The following is a 14,986-nucleotide window of genomic DNA, read 5'->3' as shown; positions in this document are numbered from 1 at the left end:
CCACACAGGGTAATCAGTCAGCCAAGATCCCGCGGCGTTTGGGCAACCAGGCCGCCAGGAGCCAGACGAGGGCGATCGCGCCCAGCCCGTACCCGTTCTGCACGATCTTGCCCAGGACCGGGCTGACGGCAGGGATCTCCAGCGCCTTGAGCGAGACGCCCCACCAGGGGACCGGGACGACGTAGTACAGCCAGACCCCGGCGGCCACCCACAGCCTGACCCGGTCGCGCCCGTCGCCGACGATCGCGCCCAGCACGACGACGACCCAGGCCAGGTGGTGGATCCAGGCGACCGGCGACAGCAGCACCGCCATCAGGCCGGTGAGGGCGACCGCGGTGACCATGTCCTTCGCCTGGTACGCCCGGTAGGCCCCGCGGAAGCCGTACCAGCCGATGAAGGCGATGACCGCCACCCAGATCGCGGACGTCAGCAGGTCGGGCAGGTACAGCCGGATGAGCATGCCGCGCACGGACTGGTTGGTGGTGGCGGCGTTGGAGCCCAGGCGTTCGGGGTCGAGCAGCGCGGAGAACCAGAACGCGGCCGCGTCCTGCGGGATGACGGCGAAGGGCAGCACCGTGAGCAGCGCGGCGACGAAGCAGGCCATCCAGAACGTACGCCACTGCCGGGTGACCAGCAGGTAGATCAGGAAGACGCCGGGCGTGAGCTTGACCGCGGTGGCCAGGCCGATGAGGAAGCCGCGCGGCCACTTCGGCCGGACCGCCAGCAGGTCGGCCACGCACAACGCGACCAGCAGGATGTCCACCTGCCCGAAGCGCACCTGGTCGCGGATGGGCATCAGGTACGTGCAGCAGACCATGGCCAGCGCGAACAGCAGCGGCTTCTTGTCGGCCCGCGCCTGCTTGAAGGAGAACCAGACCGTGACGGCGAGGGCGGCGAAGACACCGATCGTCCACACCCACTGGGCGGTGGTCCACGACATCATCGCCAGCGGTACCGCCAGCAACGCCGCCACCGGCGGGTAGGTGAACGGCAGCAGTTGCGGCGCGGGCGTGAAGAACTCGTAGACCGGCCGCCCCTCCCGGATCATCTCGCCACCGGTGCGGTAGACGTCGAGGTCGACCAGCCGCTGGTCGTCGGGGTTGGTCAGCCAGTACTCGACCAGCGGCCACGCCGCCAGCGCGACGGCCGCCGCCGCCAGCAACCACGTCCACCACTGCCGCTTGCCACCTGTCACGGTCTGGCACGTTACCGTGGCTCCAGTCGATCGAGGACGCACACTGCGGGGGTTGCGCTCATGGCACGTCGGTTCCTGGCGGCTCTGGTGCTGGGCGCCGTCCTGGCGGGCGTCCTCGGCGCCGGTACGGCTTCCGCCGCCCCCCGAGGCCGGGTCGTGCTGCTGGGAGTGCCCGGTCTGGAATGGGGCGATCTCCACCCGTCACGCACCCCCAACCTGTGGAAACTGGTGGCCGAGGGCGGCTCGGCCTCGATGTCGACCCGTGCCGTGCCACCGCCGGACCGGGGCGTCACCTGTCCGGTCGCCGGCTGGCTGACGGTCTCGGCCGGGCAGCGCTCCGGCACCGCGGGCAGGGGCTGCGCCCCGGTGCCCAGGCCGGAGCCGGACGGCGCGAGCGCCCGGGTCCCCGGGTGGGAGTCGCTGGCCGCCTACCAGTCCGGCACCGGGTACAACGCGGTGCTCGGGACGCTGGGCCAGCTCGTGGCCGACTCGGGCGGCGCCGTGGGGGCCGTGGGTCCGGGTGCGGCGCTGGCCGCCGCCGACAAGAGCGGCCGGATCTCGAAATATGCGGACAACGTGGAGGGGCTGGGCGATCTGACCGGCTACGCCCTGGTCGTCTTCGAGGCCGACGCGCTCGCCGCCGCCTGGGCCCGCATGCCCCAGGACGAGGCCGGGGTGCCCGCGGGGCTCCCCGCCGAGCAGCGCGCGGCCGCCGCGGCCGAGGCCGACAAGAGGGTCGGCGCGCTGATGGCCCGGGTTCCCGAGGGGAGCACGGTCCTGGTGGGCGGCATCTCCGACACCTCATCCGCCGCCCATCTCCACGTGTCCATGGCGGCCGGGCCTTCTCCCGGCGGCCCGCCGTACCGTCGTGGCTTCCTCACCGCGGCCTCGACGCGGCAGGACGCGCTCGTCACCATCACCGACCTGACCGCCACCGCGATCGGCGCGCTGGGGCTCGAGTCGCCCCGCGCGGTCGTCGGGCGGGCCTGGAGCGACGGCGGTGACGCCCCCGCGACCACCGAGGAGACCGTCACCCAGCTGGCCGACGCCGATCTGGCCAGCCAGGTGCTGCGTGAGGTGCGCGGGCCGTTCTTCGCCGTGTTCGTCGTGGTGCAGTTGCTCTTCTACCTGTTCGCCGCCCTCGCCCTGCGCCGTCGTCGCGCCCAGCCCGCCTCGCCGCGGGACGGCGAGGCCGCGGCGTCGCGGCTGCTCGTGGTCGTTCAGGTGGTGTCGGTGCTGGCCGGTTCCATCGCGGTGGCGACGTTCCTGGCCCAGCTCGTGCCCTGGTGGAGCCTGCCCGCGCCGATGGCGGCGCTGATCGTCACGATCGTGGCGGCGGCCGGGCTGATCACCGGGCTGGCCTTCGCGGGGCCGTGGCGGGCGGCGGTGCCGGGGCCGCTCACGGTGGTGGCGGGCGTGACGTCGCTCGCCCTGCTCATCGACGTGATGACCGGCTCCAAGCTGCAGGTCAACGCGGTCAGCGGCTACGAGCCGGTCACCGGCGGCCGCTTCTACGGGTTCAGCAACATCGCCTTCGCCATCCAGTCCACCGGCACGATCCTGGCGCTGGCGGGTGTCGCCTGGCTCCTCAGGGCGCGTACCTGGCTGGCTTTGGGGGTGTGCGCGGCGTATGGGATGTTCGCGGTGTTCGCGGATGGCTGGCCGGCGTGGGGGGCGGACTTCGGCGGCGTGCCGGCGTTCGTGATCGGGCTGGCGGTCTTCCTGATCCTGCTGTCGGGTCGCCGGGTCTCGGTGGGCAAGCTGCTGGTCGTGGGGCTCGCGGGGGCGTTGCTGATCGGTTCGATCATGGTCTTCGACTTCATGCGGCCGGCGGCGCAGCGTACCCATCTGGGGAACTTCGTCCAGCAGATCCTGGACGGGCAGGCCTGGACGGTGGTCGGCAGGAAGTTCGGCGCGATGATCGGCGTGACCGTCGGCAACTGGTCGCTGACGCTGCTGTCGCTGGTGGCGCTGGCCTTCCTGTTCCTGGTGCTGAACCGGCCCTCTCGATGGGGCGCCTCCGCGCTCGGCCAGGCCTACAAGCTGGCGCCGCCGTTGCGTGCGGGCTTGTTCGGCGCGCTGACCTGCGCTTTCATCGGCTTCCTGATCAACGACTCGGGCATCGCGATCCCGGCCATGGCGCTCACCGTGGCGGTGCCGCTGGCCGTGGCCGCGTCCGTGCGCGCGCTGCAGCTGTCCACGCCCATCCCGCCAGAGCCAGCGTCAGAGCCAGCAGCGCCCACGGCGCCACCTGCTGCCTGACGACGGTCCGCAGCCACTCCAGGTCGGCGGGCTGCATCTCGACCCGGGCAGGCAGGTACGCCAGCGACAGGATCACCAGGTGCCCCGCCAGGAACCGGTCCACCAGCGAGGCCCCCGCCATCGCCACCATCGCGAAGGCCAGCCCGTCGTACCAGGGCAGGATGTACGGCGTGGCGAACACGTAGGCCACCGACAGCACCGCCGCCACGGCCGGGGCGTCCCTGCCGGGCAGCGCCCGGAACAGCGCCCACGCCACCAGCGCCAGCACGAGCAGCGACGCCACCTGGATCTCGCCCCGGTACGCGCTGCCCTCCCCCACCACGGCCTGCAACATCCCCTGGAACGTCTTCCAGTAGGAGGCGTGCGAGATCGCCTTGCTGGTCCTGGTCACCGGTTCGAGCGCGGCGAGCCCGGCCAGCGCGTACCCGGCCACCACGACGGCCACCGCAACCCCCGCCATCACGGCCAGCCGTCCGGGCCGCCGCCGCAGCTCCCATGCGGGGCCGAGCGCCACGATCCCGGCGTTGAGCTTGACCGCCACCCCGAGGCCCAGGAGCAGTCCCGAGCTCGCGGGCCTCGACCTGGCCAGCAGGGCGGCGACCATGCAGGCGATGGCCAGCGTGTCCACGTGCATGCCGGCGACGAGCTGGTAGAGCAGCAGCGGGTTGGCCGTCCACAACAGCGCGGCCCGCAAGCGGCGGGCGGGGTCGTCGCGGGTGAAGCGGTCGAGCAGCAGCCCGGTGGCGATGAACGCGGCGGCGTTGACGAGCGCGAGCACCAGGACGGTCAGCCACAGCGAGCCGCCGCCCACCCAGCCGGCCAGCGCCTGGACGACGGTCGCGACCGGCCCGTAGACGCTGGCCTCCTCACGCCACGGCTCCTCGACGGCCCCGGCGATCGGGTCGCCGGGAAGGTCGGCCGCGCCGTGGGTGTAGGGGTCGACGCCGAGCGCCACCATGCGGCCGTAGGCGGCGTAGTTGAGGTGGTCGGCCGAACCCGAGGGCGGGAGGAAGGCCAGCACGGCGGCGGCCGTACATCCGAGGACGACCAGGAGCCTGGGGGGCAGGCGCGAGCCGTACGCGAGCCCGCCGAGCAGGCCGAGACCGCCCAGCACGATCGCCGCGGCGGCCAGCCCGATCACGAGGTGGGGGCCTGGATCCAGGCCGAGCGAGGGCCCGCCCAGATCGGGGACGACCGCCGACGGCCCGAGCAGCCCGATGACGATCGTGAGCAGGACGCTCGCCGCGGTGCACAAGGACGCGCTCAAGGCCCTGCTCTCGGAAGTCACCCGCAGATTCCAGCACACCTGACGAAAGTCGGGGGACACCGCTGCCGATCGGGCGGTCCGCCGGGGGTGGTGGGATTTCTACGGTTTCCTCATGCGAACTCCGATGGTGATCACCGCCCTGACCGGCGCTTTCCTTCTTTCCGCGATGGGTACGGCGACCGCCGACGACACCCTCGGCATCGACTCCTATGTCCGCGACTACGTCGAGCGGACCGGCCTGCCCGGGGCCATGGTCGCCGTCACCAAGGGCGACAAGGTCGTCCTCACCGCCGGCTACGGCCACACCGCCGACGGCGACGCGATCACGAAGGACACCCCGATGCCGCTGGCCTCGGTCTCCAAGTCGTTCACCGCCCTGGCGGTCACCAAGCTGGCCGAGGAGGGCAAGGTGAAGCTCGACGCCCCGGTCAGGCAGTACCTGCCGGAGTTCACGATGGCCGACCCGCGCGCGGCGAAGATCACCGTCAGGCAACTGCTCAACCAGACCTCCGGCATGTCCGACCACAGCTTCCCCGAGCTCACGCTCGACGCCCCCGCGACGCTGAAGGACGCGGTGGCCATGCTGCGCACCGCCGGGTTGAGCGCGGAGCCGGGCGCCAGGATGTACTACCACAATCCCAACTACTCGCTCCTGGGCCGCCTGGTCGAGGTCGTCGCGCGGCGGCCCTTCGCCGAGCACATGGCCGCCGGCGTCTTCCGCCCACTCGGCATGAACGCCACGAAGACGGTCGACTCCAGCCTCGAACTGCCCGGCGCAGCCAAGGGCTACGTCCGCGCCTACGGCCGGACAGTGCCGCGCTCGCACCCCGAATGGTTCGTCAACGGCGGCTACGGCGTGGTCTCCACCGCCGGCGACATGGCCAGGTGGCTCATCGCCCAGAACGGCGACCGGCCCGCGATCAAGGCCACCCACCAGGGCTCCGGCGTCGGCGAGAGCACGTACGCCATGGGCTGGTACACCGGCCGCACCCCCGGCGGCGCGCCCATGCTCAAGCACACCGGCTGGCTGCTCACCCACAACGCCGCGCAGGTCCTCCTGCCCGGCAGCGGGTACGGCATCGCCGTGGTCACCAACACCGGCATGATGTCGGGCGACGACGCCGCGATCATCGCCGACGGCCTGATCGACCTCGCGGAAGGCCGCCCCGACCAGCGGCTCACCCCCTTCACCAGCTCCGCCGACCCGATCCTGGCCGGAATGACCCTGCTCACGCTGGCCCTGGGCGCGCTGGGCGTCTACCGCGCCCGCACCTGGGCTCGCCGCCGCTCCGGGCGTGCGACCTGGCGTCTGGTGGTACGGCTGGCGCCGTACGCGCTGCCGGTGGCGCTGTTCGCCGGGCTGGCCGAGCTCTTCGGCCTGCTCATGAACCGCTCCGGCACCCTCGCCCAGATCTCCTACGTCTGGCCCGCCCTGTTCGTCTGGACGGCCACGGCCGCGCTGACCGCCCTGGCCGTGACCGGAACCCGGATCTTCCACACGGTCCGCGCCCGCCGCCGGACGGTGACGTTCACCGGCTAGTCGCGGGGAATGGCCTCGATGCGGGCCATGTGCTCCTCCCCCCATTCCCCGAGCGGGATGAGCGCGGCGAGGAGGGAGGAGCCGAACGCGGTCAGCGAGTACTCGACCTTGGGCGGGATCTGGTGATAGTCCTCACGGAGCACCAGGCCCGCCTTCTCCATTTCCCGCAGCTGCAGGGTGAGGATGCGCTCGCTGATCCCGGGCACCTCCCGCCTGACCTCGCCGAACCTGCGCGGGCCGTCGTACAGGCCCCACAGGATCAGCACCTTCCACTTGCCGCCCATCACGTCCATGGCGGCGTCGAGACCGCAGGTGTAGCGCGCCTTCTTCACGAACAAAATAGTAGGTACTTGATGAAATGTTCGCTAGCCCGGAGCATGGCGAGCATGAGAACACCAGTAACGATCATCGGCCTGGGCGCCATCGGCAGCGCTCTGGCCAAGGCATATGTCGCCGCAGGGCACCCGACGACCGTATGGAACCGCTCTGCCGGCAGGCCGACGCCCGAAGGGGCGGTGCGGGCGGCGAGCGTCGAGGAGGCCGTGGCGGCGAGCGAGCTGGTCATCGCGATCCTGACCACCTTCGACGCCGCCCGGGAAGCGCTGGAACCGGCGGCGGGCCAACTGTCCGGGCGTACCTTGGTCACCCTGAACACCGGAACCCCGGCGGGCGCGCGCGAGACCGCGGCGTGGGCGGCGGGGCACGGCGTGGACTTCCTGGCGGGCGCGATCAAGAACGTGCCCTCGGCGGTCGGGTTGCCGGACACCTTGCTGTACTACAGCGGCGACCGGGCGGTCTTCGACCGCTACGCGCCGACGTTGCGGGTCATGGGCGGCGACACCGTGCACCTGGGTGAGGAGCCGGATCTGGCCGGATTGTACGAGCTGGCCGTGGGCGGCACGCTGCTGCCGACCATCGTCGCCTTCCTCCAGGGCGCGGCGCTGGTCACCGCGCGCGGGCTGGAGGCGAGCTCGCTGGTGCGCTACGAGACGAAGTGGCTGGAGATGATCATCCAGCTGCTGCCGTCCCTGGCCGAGGCCGTGGACAAGGGCGACTACGCCAACCCGGAGTCGGCGCTCGGCCTCTTCCACGAGGGCATCTCGCACGACCACGAGATCGGCAGGGAGGGCAACCTGGACGTCGCCTGGCACGAGCCCATGCACGACCTGCTCAGGCGGGCCGTGGCGGAAGGACGCGCCGACCAGAGCATCGCCTCTCTGGTCGAGCTCCTCCGCAAGCAGCCGTAACGGACCGTCCTGGCGGCCCAAACCGCCGAGACGCGTCCGCAACACCCTCAATTGAGGGCCGGAACCGCGTTAACGGGCGGGCCGCTTGCCGAGCGCGCTGCGCACCGCCGGCTCCCTGACCGCCAGGGCCAGCGCCACGTCCCGCAACTGCTTCGCGCGGTGCACCTGGGCGCGCCAGTCGTTGCCCGTGGCCCGGTGAGCCATCTCGACCTCGACCTCGGCCACCCGGTAGCCCTTGCGCACCAGGTCGATCGTCAGCCCGGTCTCCACGCCGAAGCCGTGGGCCAGCGGCCTGGCCGCCTCGAACGCCGCCCTGGTCAGGCAGCGCTGGCCGTTGAGCGGCTGCGTCGCCTCGAACCCGCCGGTGGCCCGCCGGATGCCGTCGCGGGACAGGCGGACGACCATGCCGTGGCCGCCCAGCCGTACCCGGGTGGCGAAGACCGCGATCGACATGTCCGCCTTGCCCGCGCGTACCGGCTCGATCAGGGCGGCCGCCGTACGCGCGGACTCGCCCAGATCGGCGTCCAGGAACAGCAGGTGCCGCGGCGTGTCGCCGTCGAGCAGACGGACCGCTTCCGAGCCCGTCTCCATGGCGGCGGCCTTGCCGCGGTTGCGGCTGTGGCGCACCACCCTGGCGCCCGCCGCCCGCGCCACCCGGCCGGTCTGGTCGAGCGAGCCGTCGTCGACGACCACGACGAGATCGACCCCGGGCAGCTCCAGGGCCGCCCGTACGGTCGCGCCGATGCGGTCGGCCTCGTTCTTGGCCGGGATGACGACCGCCGTGTCCGGCGTCATGACCCCTCGGAGATCAGAAACTCCTCGGGCACCTCATCGTGCACGGTGAACACCGAATCGAGTCCCGTGACCTGAAGGATCTTGCGCACCGCGGGGCGCGGGGCGGCCACGTCGAGCTCACCCCCCTGCTCCTTCATGCGTTTGAGTGCTGACAGCAGCACGTTCATCCCCGTGGAGTCGCAGAACTCCACCAGGGACATGTCGATGACCACGCGATTGGGCCCGTCCTGCAGGAGGCGAGTGAACTCCTGCTGCAGGCGGGGCGCCGTATAGAGGTCGATTTCACCGGCGATCGCAACTAGTGCATGGCCGGCATGTGATCGAGTCGAGACCTTGAGCTCCACATGGGCAGGCTAGCGGGGTGGAGGCGTCTGGTCACGTTCTCACGCCGATAGTGGAACGCCAGGTTTTTGTCCCGCGTTTGGGCTCCATGAAAACGGAGAGTACGCGAAGCTTGACACTGTGACACCGGCAAGTGCCGGAAAGGGGGGTTGCACGGGCCCTCCTGGTCAATACCATCGCATCACGGAAGCCAGGGGCCCGAGCGTACACATGACCACAGAGCATTCCGAAGATCCCCAGCGCCAGCGCCTGCGCGAACAGCTGGAGGCCATCCACATCCGCACCGAGAAGGCCACCTCGTGGCACGACGAAGCAGGGCGCCTGCGGGGGCTGCTCAACAACGACGGGTACGTCCCCGTCCGCACCAGGCTGGCCGGCGAGGACCTCGACTTCCTCGGCGACGCCAGGGACACCCTGCTGACCTTCGCCGAGCTCGGCCTGCGCCTGCTCGACCTGCACCAGCCTCGTGACGCCGGGGGGATCACGAGCGACACGGCCCATCCGATCCTGCGGTGCCGGAGCTGCATGTGGCGCTGGCCCTGCCCCACGTTTCGGGCAATGTCCGAATCTTTCGGGACGCCTCGCGTGCCTTCACCCGCCTAGGGGCACGGTCCTCGCGGGTGGCGCGCCTCGCGCTCGGGCTCCCCTCAGTGGGGGGCCAAGCCCCCCACGACCTCCGGCCGGGGGTCGGCCGGGGACCTGCCGACCCAGGGTCTTGGCAGCTGCGGGGCGCTCTGGAGATCGGAAGGCCGTCTCCCGGGACGCCGAGCCGTTGCCGTTGAGGGCGACCGGTGCACGCGACCGCTAGTGATCCTGGGGGAAGGGCACGCGGGCCTGGCCGCAGAGGTAGGTGCGGTCGGCCAGGAGTTCAGGGGTGACGCGGATGCCGGTGAGGCGTTCGGCCAGGGCGAAGGAGGCGGCGATGAGCGGGAAGGTGAAGTCGGTGTCCTCCACCGAGGCGTCGTCGCGCAGGTCGTAACCGATCTCCACCATGTCGTCGAGCAGGGCGTCCGGGGTGCTGCCGCGCCGGTCGTTGGCGTACAGCGGGTCGAAGTCGAGGCGGACGTCACCGTCCTCGGCCCAGAAGAACCGGTAGCGCCCGTTCCCGCCCTCGTAGTGGGAGACGACTCGGGTGCCGATCGACACCGGGATCATCGCCTCCGCGGTGATGCCGAGGTGGCCGTTGCTCTCGTAGGCGAGCGTCCAGTTCTCGCCGGGAACGGCCGCGGCGCCGATGAAGAGAGACTCACCGGCGCTTCGGAGGTCGTAGCTGACGTCGTGGAAGTCCGCGTCCAGGCGCATGGGCCGGGGGCGGGTCTCCGCGTGCACCCGTGCCATGAACTCCTCGGGCGTGAGCCCGCGTACGAGTGTCAGGCAGTAGGGGTCGTCGAGGGTGCCACTGTCGGCCCAGGCGTAGTCGGTCGTGGTCGGCATGGCTGCGGTCATCTGAAGATCTTAGAAACGGTTCGGCCGTGCGCGGTGCAGGATCGCGCCATAGTCTGCCGAGGTGGACCTCTTCTCACGTTCTTGGACGGCATTGCGTACGGCGGTAGCCGAACTCCCCGACGAGGACTTCGCGAAGCCGTCGGGGTGTTCCGGCTGGCTGGTAAGGGATCTGGCCTGCCACCTCGTCATCGACGCCCAGGATGTTCTGATCACTCTCGTGACCCCGGCCGAGACGGAACCGACCCGCGACGCGGTGACCTACTGGGAGGTCACCGGCACGCCTCCGACCGGCGACGAGCCGCTCGACGCGCTGACCGTGCGGCTGGCGGCCGCCTATGGGGAGCCGTGGATGCTCAAGTTCCACCTTGACGACGTCGGCTCGGCTGCCGGACGCGCCGCCGTACTGGCTGATCCTGGGGCTTGGGTCGGCACCAAGGACATCGTGCTGACGGCGGGCGACTACCTGTCCGCGTACGTCATCGAGTGGACGCTGCATCATCTCGACCTGATCGCGTACCTGCCGGGCGTGGCCGGGCCGCCCGCGGAGGGGCTGGCCCGGTCTCGCGAGATGCTGGAGAAGATCGCCGGGGCCGCGTTCCCGGAGTCGTTCTCCGACGAGGACGCGCTGCTGGTCGGCACCGGGCGGCGTGCCCCCACCGAAGCGGAACGGGCGGAGCTGGGCGATCTGGCGGCGAAGCTCCCGTTCGTCCTCGGTTGAGCGTCAGTTCCAGTTGTCGATCTTGACGTCGTGCGGATCCGGGGCGCCTGTCCCGGTTTCGACCAGAGACTTTAGGCTCATCAGGAAAACCGCCCACTTGGTGCTGCAGTGGTGCATGAACTCCACCGGCTCCGCCCAGCCCTCATGCCTGAACAGGATGATGGTCTGGTCGTCGGCCCGATCGAGGTCCCAGACCACGTGCGTGCCGATCCACTCCTTGGGCCCCTCGACGACCTCCCACACCACGCGCTTGTCCGGCTGCAGTTCGAGAACCTTCATGTCGAACCCGCCCGCCCCGAACCGGAACGCGATCACGCCGTCGCCCCCGTCCTTTGTGTCGGTCGTCCACCAGCCGGCGAGTCCGCCGGTGGTGGTCAGGGCCGCGTAGACCTCGGAGGCCGGTGCCTTGATGCCCACTCGATGAAGGATGTCCACCATGTCGTGCTCCTCTCACTGTTCGTCTCTGTTGCGCTGAATCGCCTCGGCGATCCGCTTGATGCGCTGCAGCCGCGCGTCCCACGCCGCGCCCACCGCGGACAACTGGGCGACCGCGCGCGCGAGTTGCGCCTCGTCCACCTGGTACCGCCTCTCCCGCCCGTACGGCGCCGCGTGCACCAGGCCGACGCGGTCGAGCACACCGAGATGTTTGGCGATGGCCTGCCGGGTCACGGGCAGCCGCTCGCTGAGGCTGGTGGCGGTGCCGTTGCCGTCGGCCAGAAGCAGGTCGAGGATCCGCCGTCGGGTCGGATCGCCGACCGCTGACCACAGATCGTCGTCGACGGCGGCACTCACGGAGCCGACACCAGCCGCCCGATGTACTCCCCGAGCCGGGGCACGAAGGTGTCCCAGCCGGTGACGTGATCGCTGTAGACCTCCTCCAGCTTGGCCGCCTCCCAGCCCATCTCCCGGAACCCGCTCTCGGTGAGCCGGATCCGCGTACCGTCGCCGGACGGGGTGAGCTCGAAGGTGACCAGCAGCGAGCCGACGGAGTCGTCGACCTTGCCGCCGGGATGGCACCAGCGGAACGAGAACAGCCGCGGCGGTTCGGCGCTGACCACGGTGAACGGAACGACATTCACCCGATCACCCCAGACCAGTTCGCCTATGGCGCCGGGGGTGGATCGTTCGATGGAGGCGTCGTCGCTCCACCACTGCGAGATGTGCTCCGGGCGGCTGACGACCTCGTAGACCACCTCGGGCGAGGCCTCGACGTGAATCTCCCGCTCGATGCTCCCGTACTCCATGCTCGTCCCCACTTCGCTACGTGCAACGCTTGGTTGCACGTCACGTTAGCGCGGGGGCCGTCCACGCGCAACTGTAGGTTGCGCGTTTGGCGCGTTGGAAATAGAACTGAAATGTAACCAGATCCCGTGCAAATGTAACTGGGCGCCGACCTCAAGCAGGAGCTGAACCTTTCCCAGCCAACGTCCGCAAGGCGCTACGCGAGCTGCGATCGAGAGGGCTTGTCGAGCAGCTGGGCGGTAGGGGGCAACCAACCGTCTACCGGAATGTCGCGGAGTAGGGCGATCGCGAAACGATCACCGGCGCCAGGCCCCGGCCAGCCGGCCCCACTGCAGGGAACGTTCGGCCTTGCCGTTGTCCGCAGGACAACGTCTGCCACGTACCCCGCGGACATGCGTCCGCGGCACTGGGTGTGCGCACGGGGCGCCGGATTGGGCGAGGGCCGAGGTAAAAACCGGGACCGCATCGGTGGTCGGCCTGGAGGACAGCCCCCGGAATGGAAGCGCGCTTGACCCTGATGCTTTTGAGGACCAGGTCTTCGCGCCGTGCCCGGCCCTCGCCCGGGGTCCGGGGGCGGGCCCCCGGCCGGGGTCGTGGGGGGCTTGGCCCCCCACTGAGGGGAGCCCGAGCGCCGTGTCGCGCGAAGCGCGCCACTCCGTGAGGACCATGCTTGTCAGGTGGGCGCCAGAGGCAGGCGGATTTCGAAGCGGCAGCCGGCCCCCTCGTTCACCACGTCGATCATCCCGTCGTGTGCCTCCACGATGCCCTGGGCGATGGCCAGCCCCAGGCCCGCCCCGCCATCCGAAGAAGGCGTGCGGGCGGACTCGCCGCGGAAGGCCACGTCGAAGACCCGGGCGAGGTCCGCCGCCGGGATTCCGCCGCACGCGTCGGAGACGGCCAGGTAGGCGCTGCCGTCCGACACGCCGGAGGTGAGCGTCACGGTCCCGTCCGAGGGCGTGTGGCGGATGGCGTTGACGACCAGGTTGGCCAGTGCCCGTCCCAGCGCCCCCGCGTCGGCCTCCACCGGCGCCGGGGCGGCGTCCGCTGCCAGCCGTACCCCCTTGGCCGCCGCCACGGCCTCGACTCCGGCCAGCGTGTCGGCCACGAGGTCGGCCAGCCCGATCCGGCCACGGCTCAGCCGCAGCGCCCCGGCATGGATCCTGGACAGCTCGAACAGGTCGTCCACCATCACCGACAGCCGTTCGACCTCGTGCCGGATCCGGGTGACGTAGCGCAGGTCGGTGACGACGCCGTCCTCGAGCGCCTCGGCCATCGCGCGCATGCCGGCGAGCGGGGTACGCAGGTCGTGGCTGACCCAGGCGACGAGTTCGCGCCGCGCGCCTTCCAGGGCCTGCTCGCGCGCGTACGCCTCCTCCAGCGTGTTGGCGATCGTCTGCAGCTCCGACGGCAGGCCCTGCGGGGCGACGAACGGCGCCGAGCGCACGGCCTCGACCAGCCGCCTGCTCTCCCGCACGACCCGCCGGGCCACCACGTACGCCACGCCGAGCCCGACCAGCGCCCCCACGCCCACGACCGCGAGCACCACGTCCCTGGCCCGGCCCTCGATGACCATGTCGACGGTGATCGCGGCCACGCCCGCCAGCGTCGCCGCGACGGCCGCGACCACGACGACCGCCAGCATGGCGCCGATCGAGCGGGCGCGCCGCCAGCGCAGCACGCCGATGCCGGCCGCGGCCACCAGCAGGCCGAGCGCGGCGGCGACGATGATGGACAGGGCGGTCATGGCAACGGTTCGTACCGGTATCCCACGCCCCAGACGGTGACGATGCGCTGGGGCGCCGTCGGGTCGGGTTCGATCTTCTCGCGCAGCCGCCGTACGTGCACGGTCACCGTGGAGGAGTCGCCGAACGACCAGCCCCACACCTGGTCGAGCAGCTGGGCGCGGCTGAAGGCCTGCCTCGGGTTACGCATGAGGTAGGCGAGCAGGTCGAACTCGCGGGCGGTCAGCATGATCTCGGCGTCGCCGAGCCGTACCTCATGGGCGCCGACGTCCACCGCGAGGTCGGCGTCGCGCAGGACGCCGGTCCCCGCGGTGCCCGTCGCGCCACGGGCGCGGCGCAGCACGGAGCGCACGCGCAGGGCCAGCTCGCGCGGGCTGAACGGTTTGGTCACGTAGTCGTCGGCGCCGGTCTCCAGGCCGACCACCCGGTCGATCTCCTCGCCGAGCGCGGTCAGCATGATCACCGGGACCGGCCAGCGCTCCCTGAGTTTCCTGCACACCTGGAGCCCGTCGACCTTGGGCAGCATCAGGTCCAGGACCATGAGGTCGGGCGGCCTGGCGAGGGCCCGGCGCAGCGCCTCGGCCCCGTCGCCGACGCATTCGACCTGGTGACCGTCGCGCTCCAGGTATCGGGCGACGACCTCGGCCACCGTGGGGTCGTCGTCGACCACCAGGATGCGGGTGTTCACCTCTTCACGGTACGGCCCCGCGGCACGCAACCGATATGGACGTCACCGAGCCGTAAGGACGCCGAAGGACGTACCTTGGTCACATGGGTCGCATTGTCGCGCTGGTGCTTGGCACGCTGGCCGCTGCTTTCGTGCTGTTCAACTTCGTCCTCCCGATGGTCGCCGTGCTGTTCAAGGTGGCTCTGATCATCGGTGTCATCGCTCTGGTCGTGTTCATCGCGGTCAGGGTGATCAGCGGGTCGCCCTCCCGGTGACCCTTCTGTTCGATCCCGCCTGGCTGGTGGCGCTGGCCACGCTGGCGAGCGTCGGCATCCTGCTGCTGGCCGCGTGGGCCGCCAGGCTGCTGCCCGCGCGTGACGGCGCCGCGCCGAGCTTTCCGCTGCGCTACGCGCGCCGGATCGCGCTCGTACGGCAGCGCGATCCCGACGCCGCCGGCCGGGCCAGACCGAGAGCGCCATCACCGAGTCCCGCTTCACGTTAAGCGGGGCTCGTATCCAGGCGA

At 71.0% G+C, this 14,986-nt stretch carries 18 protein-coding genes; 7 read left to right on the top strand and 11 right to left on the bottom strand.

All coding sequences use genetic code 11. The features are described from left to right. Positions 1-13: 13 nt before the first annotated feature. On the bottom strand, positions 14-1,195 hold the full coding sequence (locus ACIBHY_RS19865; protein ID WP_397307375.1) for a glycosyltransferase 87 family protein: 1,182 nt from the start codon (positions 1,193-1,195) through the stop codon (positions 14-16). A gap of 60 nt (positions 1,196-1,255) precedes the next feature. On the opposite strand from ACIBHY_RS19865, the gene ACIBHY_RS19860 reads away from it, so the two are divergent. Then, positions 1,256-3,457, top strand: coding sequence for a hypothetical protein (locus ACIBHY_RS19860; RefSeq protein ID WP_397307374.1), 2,202 nt, complete (start codon positions 1,256-1,258; stop codon positions 3,455-3,457). Here ACIBHY_RS19860 and ACIBHY_RS19855 read toward each other — a convergent pair. Further along, complete coding sequence (locus ACIBHY_RS19855; RefSeq protein ID WP_397247091.1) at positions 3,339-4,724, bottom strand: glycosyltransferase 87 family protein; 1,386 nt, start codon at positions 4,722-4,724, stop codon at positions 3,339-3,341. The two genes, ACIBHY_RS19860 and ACIBHY_RS19855, sit on opposite strands and share 119 nt — an antisense overlap. Positions 4,725-4,836: 112 nt before the next feature. On the opposite strand from ACIBHY_RS19855, the gene ACIBHY_RS19850 reads away from it, so the two are divergent. Next, positions 4,837-6,264 (top strand): serine hydrolase domain-containing protein, encoded by a 1,428-nt coding sequence (locus tag ACIBHY_RS19850; protein ID WP_397307373.1) that lies wholly within the window; start codon positions 4,837-4,839, stop codon positions 6,262-6,264. Here the strand turns inward: ACIBHY_RS19850 and ACIBHY_RS19845 are convergent. Next, entirely contained in the window at positions 6,261-6,596 is a 336-nt protein-coding gene (locus ACIBHY_RS19845; protein ID WP_397307372.1) for a winged helix-turn-helix transcriptional regulator, read from the bottom strand. The genes ACIBHY_RS19850 and ACIBHY_RS19845 overlap by 4 nt on opposite strands. Positions 6,597-6,650: 54 nt before the next feature. On the opposite strand from ACIBHY_RS19845, the gene ACIBHY_RS19840 reads away from it, so the two are divergent. Next, complete coding sequence (locus ACIBHY_RS19840) at positions 6,651-7,511, top strand: NAD(P)-dependent oxidoreductase (protein WP_397307371.1); 861 nt, start codon at positions 6,651-6,653, stop codon at positions 7,509-7,511. Positions 7,512-7,580: 69 nt separating this feature from the next. On the opposite strand, the gene ACIBHY_RS19835 is transcribed toward ACIBHY_RS19840, so the two are convergent. Both ACIBHY_RS19835 and ACIBHY_RS19830 read right to left on the bottom strand, forming a co-directional pair. After that, complete coding sequence (locus ACIBHY_RS19835) at positions 7,581-8,306, bottom strand: glycosyltransferase (RefSeq protein ID WP_184959004.1); 726 nt, start codon at positions 8,304-8,306, stop codon at positions 7,581-7,583. Next, entirely contained in the window at positions 8,303-8,650 is a 348-nt protein-coding gene (locus ACIBHY_RS19830) for an STAS domain-containing protein (protein WP_184959005.1), read from the bottom strand. Before ACIBHY_RS19830 ends, ACIBHY_RS19835 begins: the two co-directional genes overlap by 4 nt. Before the next feature lie 208 nt (positions 8,651-8,858). Here ACIBHY_RS19830 and ACIBHY_RS19825 point away from each other — a divergent pair, with 208 nt between their 5' ends. Continuing rightward, on the top strand, positions 8,859-9,251 hold the full coding sequence (locus ACIBHY_RS19825; RefSeq protein WP_379615634.1) for a hypothetical protein: 393 nt from the start codon (positions 8,859-8,861) through the stop codon (positions 9,249-9,251). A gap of 201 nt (positions 9,252-9,452) precedes the next feature. On the opposite strand, the gene ACIBHY_RS19820 is transcribed toward ACIBHY_RS19825, so the two are convergent. Next, positions 9,453-10,094: a DUF6461 domain-containing protein gene (locus ACIBHY_RS19820; RefSeq protein ID WP_397247084.1), complete on the bottom strand. Its 642-nt coding sequence runs from the start codon at positions 10,092-10,094 to the stop codon at positions 9,453-9,455. A gap of 61 nt (positions 10,095-10,155) precedes the next feature. On the opposite strand from ACIBHY_RS19820, the gene ACIBHY_RS19815 reads away from it, so the two are divergent. Continuing rightward, positions 10,156-10,812, top strand: coding sequence for a maleylpyruvate isomerase N-terminal domain-containing protein (locus tag ACIBHY_RS19815; protein ID WP_397307370.1), 657 nt, complete (start codon positions 10,156-10,158; stop codon positions 10,810-10,812). Positions 10,813-10,815: 3 nt separating this feature from the next. On the opposite strand, the gene ACIBHY_RS19810 is transcribed toward ACIBHY_RS19815, so the two are convergent. The 5 genes from ACIBHY_RS19810 to ACIBHY_RS19790 form a co-directional block, all read right to left on the bottom strand. Beyond that, complete coding sequence (locus ACIBHY_RS19810; RefSeq protein WP_397307369.1) at positions 10,816-11,250, bottom strand: SRPBCC domain-containing protein; 435 nt, start codon at positions 11,248-11,250, stop codon at positions 10,816-10,818. A 12-nt stretch (positions 11,251-11,262) separates the two neighbouring features. Then, positions 11,263-11,604: an ArsR/SmtB family transcription factor gene (locus ACIBHY_RS19805; RefSeq protein ID WP_397247079.1), complete on the bottom strand. Its 342-nt coding sequence runs from the start codon at positions 11,602-11,604 to the stop codon at positions 11,263-11,265. After that, positions 11,601-12,056 (bottom strand): SRPBCC family protein, encoded by a 456-nt coding sequence (locus ACIBHY_RS19800; RefSeq protein ID WP_397307368.1) that lies wholly within the window; start codon positions 12,054-12,056, stop codon positions 11,601-11,603. Before ACIBHY_RS19800 ends, ACIBHY_RS19805 begins: the two co-directional genes overlap by 4 nt. A gap of 671 nt (positions 12,057-12,727) precedes the next feature. Beyond that, positions 12,728-13,798, bottom strand: a complete 1,071-nt coding sequence (locus ACIBHY_RS19795) for a sensor histidine kinase (protein WP_397247074.1) — start codon at positions 13,796-13,798, stop codon at positions 12,728-12,730. After that, positions 13,795-14,484 (bottom strand): response regulator transcription factor, encoded by a 690-nt coding sequence (locus ACIBHY_RS19790; RefSeq protein ID WP_379615650.1) that lies wholly within the window; start codon positions 14,482-14,484, stop codon positions 13,795-13,797. Before ACIBHY_RS19790 ends, ACIBHY_RS19795 begins: the two co-directional genes overlap by 4 nt. An 83-nt stretch (positions 14,485-14,567) precedes the next feature. Between ACIBHY_RS19790 and ACIBHY_RS19785 the strand changes: the two genes are divergently transcribed. After that, positions 14,568-14,738 (top strand): hypothetical protein, encoded by a 171-nt coding sequence (locus ACIBHY_RS19785; RefSeq protein ID WP_379615652.1) that lies wholly within the window; start codon positions 14,568-14,570, stop codon positions 14,736-14,738. After that, a complete protein-coding gene (locus tag ACIBHY_RS19780; protein WP_397247072.1) occupies positions 14,735-14,965 on the top strand; it encodes a DUF6412 domain-containing protein in 231 nt (76 codons plus the stop codon). The genes ACIBHY_RS19785 and ACIBHY_RS19780 overlap by 4 nt, the downstream gene beginning before the upstream one ends. The last annotated feature ends 21 nt before the right edge of the window (positions 14,966-14,986 follow it).

The organism is Nonomuraea sp. NPDC050547 (assembly GCF_044457345.1).
Classification (GTDB): Bacteria; Actinomycetota; Actinomycetes; order Streptosporangiales; family Streptosporangiaceae; genus Nonomuraea.
The sequence above is the reverse complement of the archived record's forward strand: the minus strand, read 5'-3'. Positions and strand labels throughout refer to the sequence as shown.